Genomic DNA, 20978 nt, shown 5'->3' on the forward strand with positions numbered 1-20978 from the left:
AGGGACAAGAACATGAGCAATGCAGCAAAGCCGGTGGTGGGCGTGGTGATGGGCAGCAGTTCCGACTGGGACGTGATGCAGCACGCCGTGGCCATGCTCAAGGATTTCAACGTGGCGTTCGAGGCGAAGGTCGTGTCGGCGCACCGCATGGCCGACGACATGTTCCGCTACGCCGAGTCGGCGCGCAGCCGCGGCATCCGCGCGATCATCGCCGGCGCCGGCGGTGCCGCGCACCTGCCGGGCATGATCGCCGCCAAGACGATCGTGCCGGTGTTCGGCGTGCCCGTGCCGTCGAAGTACCTGCGCGGCGAGGATTCGCTGCTGTCGATCGTACAGATGCCCAAGGGCGTGCCCGTGGCCACCTTCGCGATCGGCGAAGCCGGTGCCGCCAACGCGGCGCTGCATGCGATCGCCACGCTGGCCACCACCGACGATGCGCTGGCCAGCGCACTGGAAGCGTTCCGCGCCAGGCAGACCGACGCCGCGCGCGCGATGACCCTGCCTGTCTAAGTTTCAGCCGTAACAAAAGCCCGAGCCATGCCGACCGATATCCATCCTTACCTGTCCGAAGCCCATACGCCGGAGTCGCGCGCCGAATTTGGCGTGGACGCCCCCGGCGCGCCCATCCTGCCCGGCGCCTGGCTGGGCATGCTCGGCGGCGGCCAGCTGGGCCGCATGTTCACGCACGCGGCGCAGTCGATGGGCTATCGCGTCTGCGTGCTCGACCCCGACCAGGACAGCCCGGCCGGCAACGTGGCCGACCGCCATATCTGCGCCACCTACACCGATGACGCCGCGCTGGCCGAGCTGGCCAGCCTGTGCCAGGCCGTGAGTACCGAGTTCGAGAACGTGCCGTCGATCTCGCTGGACCGCCTGGAACAGGCCGGCGTGTTCGTGGCGCCGCGCGGCTACTGCGTGTCGATTGCGCAGAACCGTATTGGCGAGAAGAAGTTCTTTGCCTCGTGCGCCGAGCGTACGGGCGTGCCGCCGGCCCCGCACTGGGTGATCCAGCACGACGCCGACGTGGACAACGTGCCCGACAACGTGCTGCCCGGCATCCTCAAGACGGCGCGCATGGGGTACGACGGCAAGGGCCAGGCCCGCGTGAAGACCCGCGAGGACGTGCGCGCCGCCTGGAAGGCCATGCAGCATGTGCCTTGCGTGCTGGAGCAGATGCTGCCGCTGGCCTACGAGGTCTCCGTGCTGGCGGCCCGCGGCGCCGACGGCACCACGGCCACCTGGCCGCTGGCCGAGAACGTGCATCGCGACGGTATCCTGTTTTCCACGACGATGCCGTCGATGAGCGTGTCAGACGACATCGCCACGCGCGCCCGCGCCGCCGCTGCCACCATCACCTCGGAAATGGGTTACGTCGGCGTGCTGTGCATCGAGTTCTTCGTGCTGACCGACGGTACGCTGGTGGCCAACGAGATGGCCCCGCGCCCGCACAATTCCGGTCATATCACGATGGATGTCTGCGAGACGAGCCAGTTCGAGCAGCAGGTGCGCGCCATGGCCCGCCTGCCGCTGGGCAGCACGCGCCAGCATTCGGCCGGCAAGATGCTGAACCTGCTGGGCGACTGCTGGTTCGAGTTCGGCCTGGAGCGCACGCCCGCCTGGGACGAGGTGCTGGTGCAGCCCGGCGCCAAGCTGCATCTGTATGGCAAGAACGACGCGCGCCCGTCGCGCAAGATGGGCCACGTGAACTGCGTGGGCGACCGGGCGGAGGCCGCGGCCGCCGCGTTCGACGCCGCCGCCACCGCCCTGCATATCCCGCTCTGAGATTCGATGTCTTCACGCATGCCCACGGCCGCCGAGCTTGACGAGGCAGTTCGCCTGCTCGAAGCCGGCCAGCTCGTGGCGTTTCCGACCGAGACCGTCTACGGCCTGGGCGCGGACGCCGAGAACCCCGAGGCCGTGGCGCGCATCTTCGCCGCCAAGGGCCGCCCGTCGAACCATCCGGTCATCGTGCATGTGGTGGATGGCGGCGACGTCAGCTATTGGACCGACGAGGTGCCCGAGGCCGCGCAGAAGCTGATCGACGCCTTCTGGCCCGGTCCCCTGACGATCATCCTGAAGCGCGCCGCGCATATTCCGGCAGCCGTGGCGGGCGGGCAGGACAGCATCGGCCTGCGCTGCCCGTCGCACCCCGTGGCCCAGGCGCTGCTGTCGCGTTTCAGGCGAGGCCGGGGCGGCATTGCCGCGCCGTCGGCCAACAAGTTCGGCCAGGTCAGCCCGACCACGGCCGAGCACGTGCGCGACGAATTCGGCGGCACGGTCTACGTGCTGGAAGGCGACGGCGTGGATGTCGGCATCGAATCGTCGATCGTTGACCTGTCGCGTCTCGATACGCTGGGCCCCGTGCTGCTGCGCCCCGGCGCGATCACGGCGGCAATGATGGCCGACGTGCTGGGCACGCTGCCGCTACCGCCCGATGCCGCCGCGCCGCGCGCGTCGGGCACGCTCAAGGCCCACTACGCGCCGCGCACCACGCTGACGCTGGCGCAGGCCGAGGCCCTGCCGCAACTGCTGCAGGGCTTGCCCGAGGGCGGACGGCTGGCGTTTGTCGGCAAGACGTCCGCCAGCGCCGATCCGCGCTGCGTGTTCGTGGCCGCACCGGCCACGCCCGACGCCTATGCCCAGGCGCTGTACGGCCTGCTGCGCAAGCTCGACAAGGAAGGCTATCAGCGGCTGGTGTTCGAGCCGGTGCCCGATTCGCACGAGTGGGACGGTGTGCGCGACCGCCTGGGCCGCGCCGCGGCGGCGTTCGAAGACAGCTGAGATGTAGACGCTGGCCCTCTCCCCCGGCCCGCAAACCGAAAGCTCTTGATATGCCCCCTGGTTTTCTCCCTCTCCCGAGCACGCGGGAGCGGGGCGGGGGAGAGGGCAGGCGTGTCAAATCCTCGCCACGCCCGGATCCAACCTCAAGGCGCGCCCTTGTAAACCCACTGCATCAGCGCATCGTGTGCTTCCTGGGCACCCGAGGCGTTGGGGTGGTTGATATAGGCCACCACCACATAGCGCTCGCCATTGAGCGCATCGACATAGCCGGCCAACGCGCGCACATCGGCCAGCGTGCCGGTCTTCAGGTAGGCGTTGCCTGCCGCATTGGCGCGTGTCAGGCGGTTGCGCAGCGTGCCGTCCACGCCGAGGATCGGCAGCGAATCGATCAGCACCGGCCCCACGTTGCTGGCCAGCGCCTGCTGCAGCAGGCGGGCCATGTCGTAGGCGCTGATACGCTCGTCGCGCGACAGTCCGGAGCCGTTTTCCAGCACCAGGTTCGGCATGTCCAGGCCCTGCCTGGCCAGCCACTGGTGGATCACCCGCGACGACTTGTCGGTGCTGGCCGGTCCCTTGCGATCCATTTCCGCGCCGATCGTCAGGAACAGCTGGCGGGCCATCACGTTGTTCGAGAACTTGTTGATGTCGCGCACGATATCGCCCAGCGGCTGGCCGTAGTGGCGCGCCAGCAGGAAGGCGTTGCGCGGCACCGGGCCGCTGCGCAGGCCGGGCGGGCGCGCGAAGCGGCCGCCGGCGTTCTGCCATTCGGCGACGAAGCCGCCCCAGATGAAGTCGCTGTGGCTCAGCGTGGCCAGGTTGACGATGTGCTCGCCGCAATCGGCCGCGTAGCTGCCATCGAACGATGCCACGACCGTGCCGTCCGGCTGGGGCATGATGCTGGGCGTGGCGCGCGACTTCCAGTCGCCGCAGCGGCCGTTGGCCAGCGTCATCCGGTTGTCCACGCGCAACTGCGCCAGCGCGGGCGTGACGGCCACGTCCACGGTGCGGTTGGCGGCGTCCGGGGTGATCGTGAACGACAGCGTCTTGAATGCGTAGAGCAGGGCGTCCGGATTCACGTTGTAGGCGCGCTGCGTCTCACCGTCGATGGTGTAGCTGCCGTCCATGCCGTCGGCAAAGAAGCTGCGGTCGAGCACCACGTCGCCGTTGATGGTGGTGGCGCCAGCGGACCGGGCCGTGGCCACCAGCTTGGCCATTTCCTCGGGCACGAGCTTGGGGTCGCCCCGGCCGCGCAGATAGACGTTGCCGTTGATCGTGCCATCGGGGCCGGGCTGGTTGTCGGCGTAGAGCGATGTCAGCCAGCGGAAATCGGGCCCCAGCAGCTGCAGGCCGGCGAAGGTGGTGACCACCTTCATCGTCGAGGCCGGATTCATCGGCGTCTCGGCGTTCCAGCTCACGCGCGCCTGCGGGGCGCCCACCTTGACCACGTAGAAGCTCGCGGCGGACAGCGGCACATGGGCGCGGCGCAGCGCGGCGGTCACGGTGGCCGGCAGGCCGCTGCGCGCGGCGGCGGGATCGGCGGGTTCGGCCTTGGCACGGGCGGCACCGGCTGTCGCGGCGACGGCCGTGGCGGCTGTGGCCGCGCGGGCGGCCTTGGCATTCTTGACGGGTTTGGCCTGGGCTGCGGACAGACCGAGGATGAGCAGCGTGGCCGCGACGACGGCGGGCGACAGGCTGCGGCGGAGCAGGGGCGGGCGGATGGGCATGGCGAGCATGTTAACGCATGGCCCATGCGTGCCGGGAGACGTCATGCGGCCGTTTCAGGCCGCATTTCGTGAGCGAGGTCGACTACGCGGCGCTCGGTCCGCTCAGTTGGCCGACTGACAATCGGGTGCCGACGGAGACGCCGAAGGCGTGGCATTCGGAATCGGGAAGATCGCGTCGTAGGCCCAGTTGTAGAAGAACGCGTAGACCATGTAATAGCCGGCCACGGCAATGTCCATGATGAAGGCTTCCACCAGGCCGATCTTCAGGTACCACGCCACCGACGGCAGGAACACGATCAGCAGCCCGCCTTCGAACAGGATCGCGTGCAGCACGCGGATCGGCGTCGACTTCTTGAGCTGGCCCGTGAAGCGCAGCATCGCGCGGTCGAACAGGATGTTGTAGATGTAGTTCCACGTGGCGGCGATCAGGGCCGCCACCGCGCCAACGATGCCCATCTGGTGCAACTCGTACCCGAACACCAGGCTGGCCAGCGGCGCGAATGCGACCAGACCGATCACCTCGAAACCGACGGTGTGACGAATACGGTCTGCAGTGGTACGCATGAGGCTCTCCAATTTCAGCGAATTTCAACGATACACGGCATTCTATCGGCGAGACAGCTGATCGCAAGTTGGATACCATCTGAAAATACGATAGATGGCGGCGAATCCGCGCCGCATTTCCCCATGTCTCTGTCCTTCGACCAACTCCAGGCGTTTGCGGCCGCCGCGGAGACCGGATCGTTCTCTGCCGCCGCCCGCCAGCTTGGCAAGGCCCAGTCGGTCATCAGCGCCGCCGTGGCCAATCTGGAAGTCGATCTCGACGCCACGCTGTTCGACCGCAGCGCCCGCTACCCGGTGCTGACACCGGCCGGCGAACGGCTGCTGCTGGAAGCGCGCGTGATCCTGGAACGCTGCGAGCATTTCCGTGGCGTGGCCAAGAGCCTGGGCGAGGGGGTGGAGTCGCGCCTCACGCTGGCCGTGGACGAGTTGTATCCCGAAGAAACGCTGGGCGAACTGCTGACCGAGTTTTCCGAGCGATTCCCGTCGGTCGAACTCGAAATCCTGTTCCCGCTGATGGAGGACGTCAGCCGCCTGGTGCTGAGCCAGTGCGCGGACCTGGGCATCATGTGGCGACAGGAAATCCTGCCGCCGGAACTGGGCTTTCACGCGCTCGGCTGGGTGCCGATGCCGATCATCTGCGCACCCGACCACCCGCTGGCCGCGCAGCCGCGCGTGGATTTCGAGGAACTGAAACGCTACCGCCAACTGATGGTGGCCACGCGCAGCGACAGCGAGGAAAAGAAACGCCTGCGCGTGGCCGCCGAAGTCTGGTGGGTGGAAAGCCAGTGGGTCATCGTCGAACTGGTCAAGCGCCGCCTGGGCTGGGCGTTCGTGCCCTGGCACGTCGCCGCCAACTCGCCGGCGGCAGCCGGGCTGGTGTCGCCGCAACTGACATTCCAGGACCAGGACTGGCCCGTCGCCATGGAAATCGTCTGGCACAAGCAGCGCCCCCTGGGCAAGGCCGCCACGTGGCTGAAGGAACGGGTCAGCCAGCAGGCGTTACCGGTGCCGGAGGGGCGGTAGACGGGCGCCGGAGAAACGCATTGCCGATCACGCCATATTTGATGATTCGCATGAAACGCTGCATTTGGATGGTCTACGGCAGACGGAAGGTCGCCGCATCGATATAGATAGTTGCATTTCAACGCAAGGAGGTAACGATGCGGGTATCTGTCTTGTCGTACATGCGCGCGGCCATGCTGGCGGCGATATTGATGCTGGTAGTGGGGTCGGCATTCGCCACGCCGCCAGCCTTTGTCTATCGCGGTTCGAATGTGCCGCCGGAACAGGTGTTCCACAATGGCTTCCCGAGCCCGGGAACCAACAACGACGTGTACGACCACGTGGGCGGCAGCTCATGCATGGAGAGGACCTCCGCGTTCGTTCCGACGTCGGCACAGGAATCCGTTGCGCATCAGTTTGCCAGCCGATGGCTGGTCGGGCGCGGCAGCCGCAGTTATGTGTATCGCATTCGGGCCACGGCGAGGTTCTATAGCGCCTATGCGTCGTTGCGGGACGCGTACACGCGACTGGGGAACGTGATTTTCCGGACCACCGCCGAGCGTTTCCGGCACGAGGACGAATGGATGGCGTACAGCGGCGTGCCGAACAACCTGGTGGAATCCGTCCAGATATTCGAGCGCAATGCCGACACGGGGCAAATGGAAGTCGTCGCCGAGCAGCGGAATCCGGCTTACGTCGCGGGGAACACAGTGGCGAACCAGCATCCGTTCTTTATTCGCAGGGCCCCGACCAGTACGGTGCAGCTTGTAACTCCCGCGTTGCCCGGCACATCGGGTGCGCTTGCTTCGGTCTGTTCGCTCTGCAACATCACCGAGGAAGAAGAGGAGGATCGCCGCCGCAAGCGGTCGGCGGACGCTTCCACCCAGGCCAAGGCCTGCAATTACTTTTCGATTCGCGAGGACGACTCGCCGGCGTCGGTTGTCGATCCGATCACCGGCGAGGAAGTCAAGCGTTACGTGCCATGGCAGACGCGCGTGCAGCGCAATGGCTATTCCAGCATCGAGACGCCTCTGGGGTGTCAGACGGTGACGGGCGCCGCTCCGCTGGCCGATCTGGTCGCCGTCAAGTGTGATGGCCTGCGGAATGTCAGAAGATTCCGGGTTTCCATCGGGGCAGGAGGTAAGGCCAACACATGGGTGGACAAAAGCTTCGACGATGGGGTCGAGGGCGAATGGTGGGGTCGCAAAAGCTCGGAAATTCCGGTCGTCAATACGCGTTACACGCTGGCCGACTATGGCTATTCGATCTATGACGTCTTCAGCAATACCACCGGCAACTGGTGGTCGGGGCTGACGGTACGGCCGTTCTACCCCGATCTGCCGTACACCGAATCGGGCGTGTGTGCCTATGACGCGGCCCGACACAAGACCTTGCTGCTGTGTCTGCCGCCAAGTGGCATTGTTGCCCGGCTGGAAGGCCGCAGCAACAATGCGATCAGCTCCATCGAGGCGCCTGCCGATCATGCCTACAAGATCTGCGAAGACGCTGGCTTTGCCGGGCGATGCCATATCCTGAGAGGCGACGCGAGTCAGACAGATTTGAGCCGATTGGGAATGAACGACAATATCTCGAGCATCCGGGCCTGCTACAAGCCCGTCCCCAATACCTGGCAGCCTGCCCCGAACAATCGAGGCCTGATCGGCACGGTTTATTACCAGGTCGAGGCAACGTCCGGGCTGCGCGAGTACTACCAGCTCAACAAGAGCAGCTATGGCCCGATGCCGGTCAATCAGCGCAGCAACGCCGACTGGACCTACCTCCCGGACTACGACGAGTGCTGATCCGGGGCGGACGCCGATGACGGCGGCGCGGGCTGTTGCTGCGCCGCCTCGGCGTCATACCCATGCCATCCGCCTCCCAGCGCCTTGATCAATGTGATGGCGGCCGTGTACTGGCGATCCATGATGCGCAGCGTCGTGGTTTCGGCGGTGTAGGCCGCCGTCTGGGCGGTCAGCACGTCGAGCAGGCCGGCGGTGCCGGCCTTGTAGCGGTTGTTGACCAGCGACAGCGCCTCACGCGCGGAGCGCAGGGCGTCGCCCTGGACCACGGCTTCCTGCTCAAGCACGCGTGCCGAGGCCAGGTTGTCTTCGACTTCCTGGAAGGCGCTCAGCACGGTCTGGCGATAGTTGGCCACGGTCTGGTCGTAGGCGGCCACGGCCTGCGCCTTGGCCGCACTGCGCAGGCCGCCGTCGAACACCGTGCCGGCCAGGCCGGCGCCGACGGACCACACGCGGTCGGGTAGCGACAGCCAGCGCGCCAGCGTGCTGGCCGTGAGGCCGCCCGTGGCCGACAGCGACAGGGTGGGATAGTAGGCCGCCTGCGCCACGCCGATATCGGCATTGGCCGCCGCCATGCGGCGTTCGACCGCGGCGATGTCGGGGCGGCGTTCCAGCATTTGCGAAGGCACGGCCACTGGCACCACGGGCACCGGTGTCTGCAAATCGGCCGGCGCGATGTTCAGTTCCGAAGGCGGCCGTCCGACGAGGATGGCGATGGCATGTTCGAGCTGCGCGCGGCTGATCTGGATATCGAGCTGCTGGGCCTGGGCCGACTTGAGCTGTGTTTCCGACTGCAGCACGTCAGAGCGTTGCGCGGTGCCGGCCTTGTACTGGTTCTGCACCAGTTGCAGCGACCTGGCGTAGTCGGCCACGGTGCGATCGAGCAGCGCGCGCTGGGCGTCGGCCACGCGCAGCGAGAAGTAGCTCTGCGCCAGCGTGGCCTGCGTGGACAGCAGCGTCGATGCCAGGTCGGCCTGGCTGGCCTGCGCGCCCGCTTCGGCGCTTTCCACCTGGCGGCGGATGCGGCCCCAGATATCGATTTCCCAACTCGCCGACAGCGTGGCGTTCTGGCCGTCGACCACATGCCCGGCCGCGCTGGACTTGCCACGCGATACGCCGGCATTGGCGCCCACCGTCGGGAAATAGCCCGCGCGTGCGGCCGCCAGCGATGCGGTGGCCTGGCGGTAGATCGCCTCGGCTGCCTTGATGTTCTGGTTCGACACCTGCACCTGCGATATCAGGTCGTCCAGCGTGGGGTCGTTGAACACGCGCCACCAGTCGGGGCGGCCGGCGGCGTCCTGCGGCTCGGCGGTCTTCCAGTCGCCGGTCCAGGCGGGCATGGCGTCGCTGGCTTCCTTGAAGGCCTTGGGTACGGGTGCGTCGGGACGCTTGTAGTCGGGGCCGACCGCGCAGCCGGCCAGCAGGGCACAGGCCAGGGCCACCACCGAAAATGAATAGGAGCGTTGGAACATGGCGGATGAATTCTTCAGTGTTCGAGTTGCGGCGCGGCGCCGCGTTGCTGCCGGCGTGTGCGCCAGGCATTGACCTTCAGGCGCCAGCGGTCGAGCGTCAGGTAGACCACCGGCGTCGTGTAGAGCGTCAGCAACTGGCTGACCACCAGGCCGCCGACGATCGAGATACCCAGCGGCGCGCGCAGTTCGGCGCCATCGCCGCGACCCAGCGCCAGCGGAACCGCGCCCAGCAGCGCGGCGGCCGTGGTCATCATGATTGGCCGGAAACGGAGCAGGCAGGCGCGGTAGATGGCGTCGCGCGGGCTCAGGCCGTCGCGCCGTTCGGCGTCGATGGCGAAGTCGATCATCATGATGGCGTTCTTCTTGACGATGCCGATCAGCAGGATCACGCCAATCAGCGCGATGATGCTGAACTCGGTCTTGAACAGCAGCAGCGCCAGCAGCGCGCCCACGCCCGCCGACGGCAGCGTCGACAGGATCGTCAGTGGGTGAACGTAGCTCTCGTAGAGTATGCCCAGCACGATGTAGATCGTGATGATGGCGGCCAGGATCAACAGCGGCTGGCTCTTGAGCGAATCCTGGAAGGCCTTGGCGCCCCCTGCGAAGTTGGCCTGCAGCGTCTCGGGTGCGCCGATCTGCGCCATGGCCAGCTTGATGGCGTCGGTGGCCTGCGACAGCGAATAGCCCTCGGCCAGGTTGAACGAGATGGTGGACGCGGCAAACTGGCCCTGGTGATTCACGCCCAGCGGCGTGCTGGTGGGCGTCACGCGCGCGAAGGCCGATAGCGGCACGCGCTTGCCGCCGCCGGTGACCACGTAGATGTCCTGCAGCGCATGCGGGCCCTGCAGGTATTCCGGGCTCAGCTCCATGACCACGCGGTACTGGTTCAGCGGGTGATAGATCGTCGACACCAGCCGCTGCCCGAACGCGTCGTTCAGGATGGCATCGACCTGCTGGGCCGTGACGCCGAGCTTCGATGCCGTATCGCGGTCGATGATGACCGACGTTTGCAGGCCCTTGTCGTTGGTGTCGGTGTCCACGTCCTCCAGGCCCTTGATGTTCGAAATCGCCGCGCGCACCTTGGGTTCCCACGTGCGCAACACTTCGAGGTCATCGGACTGCAGCGTGAACTGGTAGGCCGAACTGCTCTGGCGGCCGCCGATGCGGATGTCCTGCACCGGCGTCAGGAACAGGCTCGCGCCGGGCTCCCTGGCCAGCTTGCCGCGCAGCCGCGCCACGATCTGGTCGGCCGTCTCCTTGCGCTCGGACAGCGGCTTGAGCGTGACGAACATCTGGCCCGTGTTGCGCTGCGACCCACCCGTGAAGCCCGTCACGTTGACCACGGCCGGGTCCGACTGCACGATCTTGATGAAGTTGTCGAGCTTGGTGCGCATCAGCTGGAACGACGTGGCCTGATCCGCACGGATAAAGCCGATCAGCCGCCCGGTGTCCTGCTGTGGGAAAAAGCCCTTGGGCACGATCACGTACAGGTAGACGTTCAGCGCAATGGTCAGCAGCAGCACGATCCAGACCACCGGGCCATGGCGCAGCGCCACGCCCAGCGTGCGCGCATAGCCGTTCTGCAGGCGCACGAACAGGTGTTCCGTGGCCCGGTGGAAGCGGCCCTGCGTCTCTTCATGCACCGGGCGCAGCAGCCGGGCGCACATCATCGGCGTGGTGGTCAGCGAGACCACCAGCGACACCAGGATGGCCACCGACAGCGTAATTGCGAATTCCTGGAACAGCCGGCCCACGATGCCACCCATCAGCAGCAGCGGGATGAACACCGCGATCAGCGACAGGCTCATCGACAGCACCGTGAAACCCACTTCGCGCGCACCGCGCAGCGCGGCGGCCAACGGCTTCATGCCTTCCTCGATGTGCCGCGAGATGTTCTCCAGCACCACGATGGCGTCATCGACCACGAAGCCCGTGGCGATCGTCAGCGCCATCAGCGACAGGTTGTTCAGCGAGAACCCGGCCAGGTACATGATCGTGAACGTGCCCACCAGCGACACCGGCACGGCCACGCTCGGGATCAGCGTGGCGCGCACGTTACGCAGGAACACGAACACCACCATGATGACCAGCGCCACCGAGATCATCAGCGTGTGCTCCACCTCGCGCAGCGACGCGCGGATGGTGGGGGTGCGGTCCATCATCACGTCCAGCGAGATCGTGGCCGGCACCATCTTGCGCAACTGCGGCAGCAGGTCGTTGACGCGGTCCACGGTCTCGATGATGTTGGCGCCCGGCGAGCGGTTCAGCACCAGCAGCACCGACGGCTGGCCGTTGGCCGAGCCCGCGTTGCGGATGTCCTGCACCGAATCCACCACATTGGCCACGTCCTGCAGCCGCACCGGCACCGCAAACGAGTTCGGGCCGCCGCTGTTGACGTTGCCGCCCGTGGCACCCGTGCTGATGGTGGTGGTGCCGCTGCTGGTAGTGATCGTGGTGGTGGTGACGCCGTTGACGGTCTTGGTGCTGACGTTGCCGCCCGCGGCCGCGTTGGCCGTGCTGGCGATCAGCGCGCCGGCCGATGTCGACGAATAGGTGCCCGGCGTGGCGTAGCGGATGATCAGCGGCATGTAATCCTTGGCCGCCATCGCCTGGTCGTTGGCATAGACCTGCCATGCCGTGCTGGGGTTGTCCAGGATGCCCAGCGGCCGGTTCGCGTTGGTGGCGCTGATCGTGTTGCGCACGTCCTCCAGCGAAATGCCGTAGTGGTTCAGCGCGGTCGGATTCAGCTCCACCCGCACGGCCGGCAGCGACGAGCCGCCGATCGTCACCTGGCCCACGCCCTCCACCTGCGACAGCTTCTGGGCGAGGATCGTCGACGCCGCGTCGTACAGCTGGCCGCGCGTCATCGTCGGCGACGTCAGCGCGATGATCATGATCGGCGCGTCGGCCGGGTTCACCTTGCGGTAGGTGGGGTTGTTCGGCAGGCTGGTGGGCAGCGTGGCGCGCGACGCATTGATGGCCGCCTGGACGTCGCGGGCGGCGCCGTCGATGTCGCGCGACAGGTCGAACTGCAGCGTCACGCGCGTGGAGCCCAGCGAACTGCTCGACGTGATCTCGGTCACGCCCGCGATGGCGCCCAGCGCACGCTCCAGCGGCGTGGCCACGGTGGCGGCCATGGTCTCGGGGCTGGCGCCGGGCAGCGAAGCCGAGACCGAGATGGTGGGAAAGTCCACCTGCGGCAGCGGCGACACCGGCAGCAGCCGGAACGCGGCAATGCCGGCCAGCAGGATGCCGATGGTCAGCAGCGCGGTCGCGACCGGGCGGTGGATGAAGGTGGCCGAGAGGTTCATCAGGCGTTCGGTTCCTGCGGACGCGGCGTCACGCGGTGGCCGCCGTGGCTGCCATCGTCGCCGTCGCCGCGGTCATCGTCGCCGCCGTTCGGATTGCCGGACCTGCGGACGCGCCAGTCCTTGAGGCGGTATGCCACGCGGTCGAACGCCAGGTAGATCACCGGCGTGGTGAACAGCGTCAGCACCTGGCTGACCAGCAGGCCGCCCACCATCGTGATACCCAGCGGCCGGCGCAGTTCCGAGCCGATGCCGGAGCCCAGCATCATCGGCAGCGCCGCCAGCAGCGCGGCCATGGTAGTCATCAGGATGGGCCGGAAGCGCAGCAGGCAGGCCTGGAAAATGGCGTCGTACGGCTTCATGCCATGCTCGCGTTCGGCTTCGAGCGCGAAGTCGATCATCATGATCGCGTTCTTCTTGACGATGCCGATCAGCAGGATGATGCCGATGATCGCGATGATGCCCAGGTCCTGCTGGAAGACCAGCAGCGCCAGCAGCGCGCCGACCCCCGCCGAGGGCAGCGTGGAAAGGATCGTCACCGGGTGGATGGTGCTCTCGTACAGCACGCCCAGCACGATGTACATGGTGATCACGGCGGCCAGGATCAGCCACAGCGTGTTCGACAGCGAGGCCCGGAACGCCAGCGCAGCGCCCTGGAATTCGGTGGACATCGAGATCGGCAGGCCGATTTCCTGTTCCACCTTGGTGATCTTGTCGACAGCGGCACCCAGCGATTCGCCCGGCGCCAGGTTGAACGAGATCGTGGCCGCCGGGAACTGCCCCTGGTGGTTGATCACGAGCGGGCCGGTGCGTTCGGAAATCCGCGCGATCGAGCCCAGCGGCACCTGTCCGCCCGACGACGACGGCAGCCGCAGTTCGGCCAGCGATGCGGGGCTGGTGCGGAATTCCGGCATGGTTTCCAGCACCACGCGGTACTGGCTGGACTGGGTGAAGATGGTCGAGATCAGGCGCTGGCCAAACGCGCTGTACAGCGCGCTGTCGATCACCGCCGTGGTGATGCCGAAACGCGCGGCGGCGTCGCGGTCGATCTCCACGAAGGCGCGCAGGCCGTTGTTCTGCTGGTCGCTGGCCACGTCGCGCAGTTCGGGCTCGCGCTGCAGCCGTTCGACGAGCTTCGGCACCCATTCGGCCAGCACGGTGGGGTCGGGATCTTCCACCGTGAACTGGTACTGGGTGCGCGCCACGCGGTCTTCGATCGTCAGGTCCTGCACGGGCTGCATGTAGAGCGACACGCCGCCAAGCTTGTGCACCGCCTGCTGCAGGCGGTCGGTCACCACGGCCATCGAATCGCGCTCGCCCTTGGGCTTCAGGTTGATCAGCATGCGCCCGGCGTTGATGGTCTGGTTGGTGCCATCCACGCCGATGAACGACGACACGCTGGCCACCGCCGGGTCTGCCAGGATCACCTTCTGCACGGCTTCCTGCTTGCGTCCCATCGACTGGAACGAACTGGTCTGCGCGGCCTCGGTGATGGCCTGGATCACGCCGGTGTCCTGCACCGGGAAGAAGCCCTTGGGCACCACCAGATAGAGCAGGCCGGTCAGCACCAGCGTGCCGACGGCCACGACCAGCGTGGCGGTCTGGCGCGCCAGCACCCATTCGAGCGCCCGGCCGTACCGGTCGATCACATTGTCGAAGAAGCGGCCCGTGGCCAGGTGGAAGCGCGACTGTTCGCTTTCCGGCACATGACGCAGCAGGCGGGCGCACATCATCGGCGTCAGCGTCAGCGACACCACGGCCGAGATCAGGATCGACACCGCCAGCGTGATCGCGAACTCGCGGAACAGCCGCCCGACCACATCGCCCATGAACAGCAGCGGAATCAGCACGGCCACCAGCGAGAACGTCAGCGAGATGATCGTGAAGCCGATCTGCTTCGACCCCTTCAGCGCGGCCTCCATCGGGGAATCGCCTTCCTCGATGTAGCGCATGATGTTCTCGATCATCACGATGGCGTCGTCCACCACGAAGCCCGTGGCGATGGTCAGCGCCATCAGCGTGAGGTTGTTGATCGAGAAGCCGGCCAGGTACATCACGCCGAACGTGCCCACAAGGGACAGCGGCACGGCCACGCCCGGGATGATCGTGGCCGACAGGTTGCGCAGGAAGACGAAGATCACCATCACCACCAGCGCGATGGCCAGCAGCAGCTCGAACTCCACGTCCTTGACCGAGGCGCGGATCGTGGTGGTGCGGTCGGTCAGCACCTGCGCATGGACCGAGGCCGGCAGCGCCGACTGCAGCTGCGGCAGCAGCGTCTTGATGCGGTCCACCACCTCGATCACGTTGGCGCCCGGCTGGCGCTGGATATTGACCACGATGGCCGGCTTGGCATTGGCCCACGCGGCCAGGCGGCTGTTCTCGGGGCCGTCGATGATGTCGGCCACGTCGGTGATGCGGATCGGCGCGCCGTTCTGGTAGCCGATGATGATCTGCCGGTACTCGTCGGCCGACTTGAGCTGGTCGTTGGCGTCGATGGTCGAGGCGCGCGACGGGCCGTCGAAGCTGCCCTTGGCGCCGTTGACGTTGGCGCTGCCGATGGCGGTGCGCAGGTCGTCGATCGACATGCCCAGGTTGGCCAGCGCCGTCGGGTTGGCCTGGATGCGCACGGCGGGGCGCTGGCCGCCGCTGATGGTGACCAGGCCCACGCCCTGGATCTGCGAGATCTTGGCGGCCACGCGGGTGTCCACCATGTCCTGCAGCTTGGGCAGCGGCAGGGTGTCGGACGTCATCGCCAGCGTCATGATCGGCGCGTCGGCCGGATTGACCTTGCTGTAGACCGGCGGCATCGGCAGGTCGGCGGGCAGCAGGTTGCCGCCGGCGTTGATGGCGGCCTGCACCTCCTGCTCGGCCACGTCCAGCGACAGCGTCAGCTCGAACTGCAGCGTGATGACCGACGCGCCGCCCGATGACGACGACGACATCTGCTTGAGGCCCGGCATCTGGCCGAACTGGCGCTCCAGCGGCGCCGTGACCGACGACGTCATCACGTCGGGACTGGCGCCGGGGTACAGCGTGGTGACCTGGATGGTCGGGTAATCGACCTCGGGCAGGGCGGAGAGCGGCAGCAGCTTGAATGCGACCAGCCCCGACAGCAGGATGGCCAGCATCAGCAGGGCCGTCGCCACCGGCCGCTCGATAAAGATGCGTGAAGGATTCATGCCGCTTCCCTGTCCTCTTCTCTTACTGCTGCGGCCGCTGGCCCACGCTGGCGCCCGGGTTCGCCGGCGTGCTGGTGGCCGGATTCGGGCTGGTGTCCGCGTCGCGCATGCGTCGGCGTTCGCCCGGTGCGCCAGCCGCTGCCGAAGCGCCCGCCCCGTCTCCGGCCGCGCCCGGTGCCGCGTGGGTGCCGCTTGCGCCGCCATGCGCGCCGCTGGCGCCGCCCCAGTTGCCACGGCGGCCACGCGCCCGCGCGGCGCTCGACGGCTGCAGCTGCGCGGCGCGCGCGGCCGGGTCCACCGCTTCCACGACCATGCCTTCCTTGAGGCGGTCCGCGCCGTCCACCACCACGCGCTGGCCGGGCTCCACGCCCTTGAGCACGGCGGTGCGGGCGCCATCGCTCGGACCCAGCGTCACCACCTGAACCTTCACGGTGTTGTCGTCGCCCACCACGTAGACAAAGGTGCCTTGCTGGCCACGCTGGATGGCGGCCACCGGGATCACGGTGGCGTCTTCCATGGTATCCACGCGGGTGCGCACGTTCACGAACTGGTTCGGGAACAGCATGCCGTCGGTGTTCTGGAAGATGGCCTTGAGCTTGACCGTGCCGGTAGTGGTGTCGATCTGGTTGTCGGTGGTCAGCAGCGAACCCTCGGCCAGCTGGTTGCGCATCTGCCGGTCCCACGCCTGCACCTGGAGCTTCTCGCCGGCGTTCAGCTTCCTGAGCACGGCGGGCAGGTTGTCCTCGGGAATCGTATACAGCACGGTGATCGGCTGGATCTGCGTGATCAGGGCGATGCCATTGGTGTCGCCGGTGCTGACGATGTTGCCGGGGTCCACCTGGCGCAGGCCGATGCGGCCCGAGGTGGGCGCCACGATGCGCGTGTAGCCCAGGTTCAGCCGCGCGTTGTCGACGTTGCCCTGGTCGGTCTTGACCACGCCTTCGTACTGGCGCACCAGCGCGTCCTGCGTGTCCACCTGCTGCTTCGAGATCGAATCCTGCGCCAGCAGCGTCTTGTAGCGTTGCTGGTCCAGCCTGGCGTTCTGCAGCAGCGCCTGGTCACGGGCCAGCTGGCCCACGGCCTGGTCCAGCGCGGCCTGGAACGGGCGCGGATCGATTTCGGCCAGCACGTCGCCAGCCTTGACCATCTGGCCTTCCTTGAACAACACCTTGAGCAGCGGGCCGGACACCTGCGCGCGCACGGTGACGTTGGCCACCGGCGTCACATTGCCCAGGCCATTGAGCACCACATCCATGTTGCGCTTGCTGACCGTATTGACCACCACGGGCGAGCGCGGCATGGCGTTCGGCCCGCCCTGGCCGCCGGGCCCGCCCGCCCCGCGCCGGCCTGCCCCCATGCCCGCCGCCCCGCTGGCGGCGCCGGGTGTGCCGGCCGCGGCCTCCTGCGCCGCCTTGCGGTGGCTGTGCCAGTACCAGCCGGCGCCCGCCAGCACGACCATGACGGCGACGGCAATCCAGGTGCGGCGGCGCGAACGGACCGGGCCGCGTGGCGGGGTGGGGGGAATAGGTTGACCTTGTTCTGGGTGGGACATGAACGGAATCCTGGGAACCGGCACGACATAAAAGGCGCGCGTGCCAAACGGTATTCGCACAGCGACTGTGACGGCGAAGTGGCAGCAGTATGCCGCATCGCGAGGGCAGGGCGACCCGCCGTCAGGTGGGATGGCGCCCGGCGGGGCGCGTCATGGATGCAAGCATAATGTGCAGCCGTGATCCCACGTATTTCGCGGTTTCCCGCTTTTATTACAGTGGGTTACGGGCGGCTTGGGTGTAACGTCCAGAAACAAAACCGTCCCGGGCATTTGCAAGGTTGCATGCCCGTCCTGACTATCATGTGCCTATGCGTACAAACCAGCCCACACAGATTCTCGTCGTCGACGACGATCCCGAATTGCGCGACCTGCTGCGCGAATACCTGACCTCGCAAGGCTTTGCGGTGTCGGTGCTGCACGATGGCGATGGCCTGCAGGCCCGGCTGGAGCGCGAGCGCCCGGCGCTGATCGTGCTGGACCTGATGATGCCCAAGGTCGATGGCCTGACCGCCCTGCGCAACCTGCGGGCCAAGAACGACGACATCCCCGTGATCCTGCTGACCGCGCGCAGCGACGAGATCGACCGCATCGTCGGGCTGGAGATTGGCGCCGACGACTACCTGGGCAAGCCTTTCTCGCCGCGCGAGCTGCTGGCCCGCATCAACGCCGTGCTGCGCCGCAAGCTGGCCCGGCCGGCCGCCGCGCCGGAAGACCGCGAATCGATCGCCTTCGGGCCGTTCCGGGTCAATTTCCGCCAGCGTTCGCTGGAACGCAGCGGCCAGGCCGTGTCGATCAGCGATACCGAATTCGCGCTGCTGAAGCTGTTGCTGATGCATCCGCTGGAAGTGCTGTCGCGCGAGCGGATCGTCGAGCTGATGTATGGCACCGCCAACGGCATCAGCGACCGGGGCATCGACGTCCAGATCTGGCGCCTGCGCCGGCTGCTCGATGAAGACGCGCAGCGCCCGCGCTATATCCAGACCGTACGTGGCCGGGGCTACACCTTTGTGCCTGACGAAGCCGAGGACAGCGTTCCGCAATAAGGCTCCCGTCACGGAGCCTCCGCATGAAGCCAAGGCATGAAGCTAAGAATCGACACCCTGTTCGGCCGCATGGCGCTGCTGATCGCCGCCGTGCTGATGATCAGCCACTTCTCGTGGCTTGCCATCCTGCGCATGGATCGGCGCCAGCAGCAGATCGACTATTCGGTCGAGCAGATGCTGTTCCAGCTGGACAGCATCCAGCGCGCCCTCGACGCCAGGCCGCCCGTGCCGCTGCCGAGCCTGGTCGAAGTGGCCGATACCGCCGCGGCGGACGAGCACGCCGGCCGCCCGCAAGGGGGGCGGCCGCGCCGCCTGGTGGACCAGTTCACGCGCCGCCTGCCGCCGGGCTCCGAAGTGCGGCTGGAGGACGAACTGTCCACGCCCCGGCTCTGGATCAAGCTGCCCAACCGCAATCGCTGGATCGCCATGCCGATCCTGTTCGTGCATAACCCGCCGCCCGACAACAGGCTGATTCCGGGCGTGGTGCTGGTGGTAGGGGTGGCCATCGTCTTCGCGCTGTTCGTGGCGTGGCAGATCCAGCGCCCGGTGCGCGATATGGCCGAGGCGGCCGAAAAGCTGTCGCGCCAGCAGGCCGTGCCGCCGCTGCGCGAGCGCGGGCCGCACGAGTTGCGCCAGCTGATCGTGCGTTTCAATCGCATGGTGGCCGACCTGTTCCGTATCGACCAGGAGCGCAACACGATGCTGGCCGGCATCGCGCACGACCTGAAGACGCCGCTGGCGCGGCTGCGCCTGCGGGCCGAGATGCTGTCGGATCCCAAGGCGGCGGCCGGTGTGACGCGCGACGTGGACTCGATGTCGGCCATCGTGGAGCAGTTCCTGACCTTTGCGCAGAGCAGCGAGTCCACGGCCCGGCCGGTGCCGGTGGACAAGCGCATTGGAGAACTGGCGGCGTCGCTGCAGGAGCAGGACAGGCAGGTGGTGCTGGAACTGACCGCCGGCGACGGCTTCCGCATGATCGCCACCCAGCTGGACCGCATCATCGGCAATCTGGTGGACAACGCGTATGCCTACGGGGCCCCGCCGGTCTATGTGGCGACGTCGCGCACCACCGAGGGCTGGTGCCTGACCGTGGAAGACCAGGGCCCGGGCATCCCGGCCGACGCCATCGAGCGTGTGACCATGCCGTTCGTGCGGCTCGACCCGGCACGCGGCGGCAATGCGCATTCCGGGCTGGGCCTGGCGATTGTCGACCGTCTGGTCCGGCAGGGCGGCGGCAGGCTGACGATCAGCAACCGCGACGAAGGCGGCCTGCGCGTGGAGATGGTGTTCCCGTTCACGGCGATGGCCCAGGCGGCCTGATCGCGCTCAAACCTTCTTCTTTTCCCCGATCCGGCTTTCCTTGCCGGCCAGCAGTTTGGCGATATTGCTACGGTGGCGGGCAATCAGCAGGATGCCGATGACCAGCACGGCGCCGGCAATGATATCCACGCCGAACATCAGCACGTAGAAGAACGGCGCGAAGATCGCGGCCACCAGGGCGGCCAGCGACGAATAGCGGAAGAAGAACGCGATGATGAGCCAGCTGGCCAGCGTGCCGGCGCCCAGCAGCGGGTCGATCGCGAACAGGATGCCCGCGGCGGTGGCCACGCCCTTGCCGCCCGCGAAGCGGTGGAATACCGGGAACAGGTGGCCCAGGAACACGGCCAGCGCGGCCAGCGCGATGCCGGTATCGTCCACGCCGTAGCCCGGGCCCAGGTGCTTGACCAGCATGATCGCCACATAGCCCTTCAGGCCATCGCCGATCAGCGTCAGGATCGCGGCCTTCTTGTTGCCGGTGCGCAGCACGTTGGTGGCGCCGGGGTTGCCGGAGCCGTAGCTGTGCGGATCGGGCAGGCCCATGACCTTGCTGACCACCACGGCGAACGACACCGATCCGATCAGGTAGGCGATGACGGCAAATATCAGGTTGACCATTGTGTGGGAATAAAGACAAGGAATTTCAGGCTGGCGCGATTGTAGCGCGGCACGGCGCCGGCGCACGCCGTGGTTTCCCCAGCGTCCGGCAATCGGGCGGGTGGCCTGGTCGCCATCAGTCGGGCAACGCGCAAGCCACCGGCCTGGCGTCCAGCAGATCGGTCAGCACGCCCGGCGCGATGCTGATCAGGTAGCCGCGCCGTCCGCCGTTGATATAGATAGTGTCCAGCGCCAGCACGGTGCCTTCCACGTAGACCGGCATGCGCTTCTTCGTGCCGAACGGCGATGTGCCGCCCACCATGTAGCCGCTGTGGCGCTGGGCCACCTCGGGCTTGCACGGCTGCACGCTCTTGGCGCCGATCTGCCGCGCCAGGTTCTTGGTCGATACCGAGCAGTCGCCATGCATCAGCACGATCATCGGCCTGGCGGCCTCGTCCTCCATCACCAGCGTCTTCACCACATTGTGCTCGGGCACGCCAAGCTGGCGCGACGATTCGCCGGTGCCGCCGTGGTCGACATAGTCGTAGGTATGCTCGCCGAACGCCACACTCTGCTTGCGCAGCATCTGCGTGGCCGGTGTCTCGGAGACGTGTTTCTGCTTGCTCATGGAACGGAA

The 20978-nt window shown here is 67.1% G+C and carries 15 protein-coding genes; 7 read left to right on the forward strand and 8 right to left on the reverse strand.

Annotated features, from left to right (window positions below):
* Positions 1-12: 12 nt before the first annotated feature.
* The 3 genes from purE to AC3G88_RS06060 are packed head-to-tail and all read left to right on the forward strand — an operon-like array spanning position 13 to position 2781.
* Complete coding sequence (purE, locus tag AC3G88_RS06050; RefSeq protein ID WP_488893233.1) at positions 13-510, forward strand: 5-(carboxyamino)imidazole ribonucleotide mutase; 498 nt, start codon at positions 13-15, stop codon at positions 508-510.
* Positions 511-537: 27 nt separating this feature from the next.
* Positions 538-1782 (forward strand): 5-(carboxyamino)imidazole ribonucleotide synthase, encoded by a 1245-nt coding sequence (locus AC3G88_RS06055; RefSeq protein WP_488770919.1) that lies wholly within the window; start codon positions 538-540, stop codon positions 1780-1782.
* Positions 1783-1788: 6 nt separating this feature from the next.
* A complete protein-coding gene (locus AC3G88_RS06060; RefSeq protein ID WP_488893234.1) occupies positions 1789-2781 on the forward strand; it encodes an L-threonylcarbamoyladenylate synthase in 993 nt (330 codons plus the stop codon).
* Between the two features lie 143 nt (positions 2782-2924).
* On the opposite strand, the gene dacB is transcribed toward AC3G88_RS06060, so the two are convergent.
* Together dacB and AC3G88_RS06070 are read right to left on the reverse strand one after the other, a co-directional pair.
* On the reverse strand, positions 2925-4514 hold the full coding sequence (gene dacB, locus AC3G88_RS06065; protein WP_488770921.1) for a D-alanyl-D-alanine carboxypeptidase/D-alanyl-D-alanine endopeptidase: 1590 nt from the start codon (positions 4512-4514) through the stop codon (positions 2925-2927).
* Between the two features lie 93 nt (positions 4515-4607).
* On the reverse strand, positions 4608-5069 hold the full coding sequence (locus AC3G88_RS06070; RefSeq protein WP_488893235.1) for a PACE efflux transporter: 462 nt from the start codon (positions 5067-5069) through the stop codon (positions 4608-4610).
* Between the two features lie 123 nt (positions 5070-5192).
* Between AC3G88_RS06070 and AC3G88_RS06075 the strand changes: the two genes are divergently transcribed.
* Both AC3G88_RS06075 and AC3G88_RS06080 read left to right on the forward strand, forming a co-directional pair.
* Complete coding sequence (locus tag AC3G88_RS06075; RefSeq protein WP_153946632.1) at positions 5193-6092, forward strand: LysR family transcriptional regulator; 900 nt, start codon at positions 5193-5195, stop codon at positions 6090-6092.
* A gap of 137 nt (positions 6093-6229) precedes the next feature.
* Complete coding sequence (locus AC3G88_RS06080; RefSeq protein WP_488893236.1) at positions 6230-7873, forward strand: hypothetical protein; 1644 nt, start codon at positions 6230-6232, stop codon at positions 7871-7873.
* On the opposite strand, the gene AC3G88_RS06085 is transcribed toward AC3G88_RS06080, so the two are convergent.
* Genes AC3G88_RS06085 through AC3G88_RS06100 form a run of 4 tightly spaced genes read right to left on the reverse strand, consistent with a single transcriptional unit; the run spans position 7858 to position 17384 of the window.
* Positions 7858-9342: an efflux transporter outer membrane subunit gene (locus AC3G88_RS06085; RefSeq protein ID WP_488770924.1), complete on the reverse strand. Its 1485-nt coding sequence runs from the start codon at positions 9340-9342 to the stop codon at positions 7858-7860. The two genes, AC3G88_RS06080 and AC3G88_RS06085, sit on opposite strands and share 16 nt — an antisense overlap.
* 14 nt (positions 9343-9356) lie before the next feature.
* Positions 9357-12653 carry an efflux RND transporter permease subunit gene (locus AC3G88_RS06090; protein ID WP_488893237.1) on the reverse strand — a complete coding sequence of 1099 codons (3297 nt, stop codon included), beginning with the start codon at positions 12651-12653 and terminating at the stop codon, positions 9357-9359.
* Positions 12653-15832, reverse strand: coding sequence for an MdtB/MuxB family multidrug efflux RND transporter permease subunit (locus tag AC3G88_RS06095; RefSeq protein ID WP_488893238.1), 3180 nt, complete (start codon positions 15830-15832; stop codon positions 12653-12655). Before AC3G88_RS06095 ends, AC3G88_RS06090 begins: the two co-directional genes overlap by 1 nt.
* Positions 15833-15854: 22 nt before the next feature.
* On the reverse strand, positions 15855-17384 hold the full coding sequence (locus AC3G88_RS06100) for an MdtA/MuxA family multidrug efflux RND transporter periplasmic adaptor subunit (RefSeq protein WP_488770927.1): 1530 nt from the start codon (positions 17382-17384) through the stop codon (positions 15855-15857).
* A gap of 308 nt (positions 17385-17692) precedes the next feature.
* Here AC3G88_RS06100 and AC3G88_RS06105 point away from each other — a divergent pair, with 308 nt between their 5' ends.
* Positions 17693-18427 carry a response regulator gene (locus AC3G88_RS06105; protein ID WP_066739401.1) on the forward strand — a complete coding sequence of 245 codons (735 nt, stop codon included), beginning with the start codon at positions 17693-17695 and terminating at the stop codon, positions 18425-18427.
* 36 nt (positions 18428-18463) lie between these two features.
* Positions 18464-19747 (forward strand): ATP-binding protein, encoded by a 1284-nt coding sequence (locus tag AC3G88_RS06110; RefSeq protein ID WP_488770929.1) that lies wholly within the window; start codon positions 18464-18466, stop codon positions 19745-19747.
* Positions 19748-19753: 6 nt separating this feature from the next.
* On the opposite strand, the gene plsY is transcribed toward AC3G88_RS06110, so the two are convergent.
* Complete coding sequence (plsY, locus tag AC3G88_RS06115) at positions 19754-20362, reverse strand: glycerol-3-phosphate 1-O-acyltransferase PlsY (RefSeq protein WP_153946639.1); 609 nt, start codon at positions 20360-20362, stop codon at positions 19754-19756.
* A gap of 115 nt (positions 20363-20477) precedes the next feature.
* The gene (locus tag AC3G88_RS06120) at positions 20478-20969 is read right to left on the reverse strand and encodes an aminoacyl-tRNA deacylase (RefSeq protein WP_488770931.1); all 492 of its coding nucleotides are present in this window, start codon (positions 20967-20969) and stop codon (positions 20478-20480) included.
* Positions 20970-20978: the final 9 nt, after the last annotated feature.

This window comes from Cupriavidus sp. 86D6 (assembly GCF_057815095.1).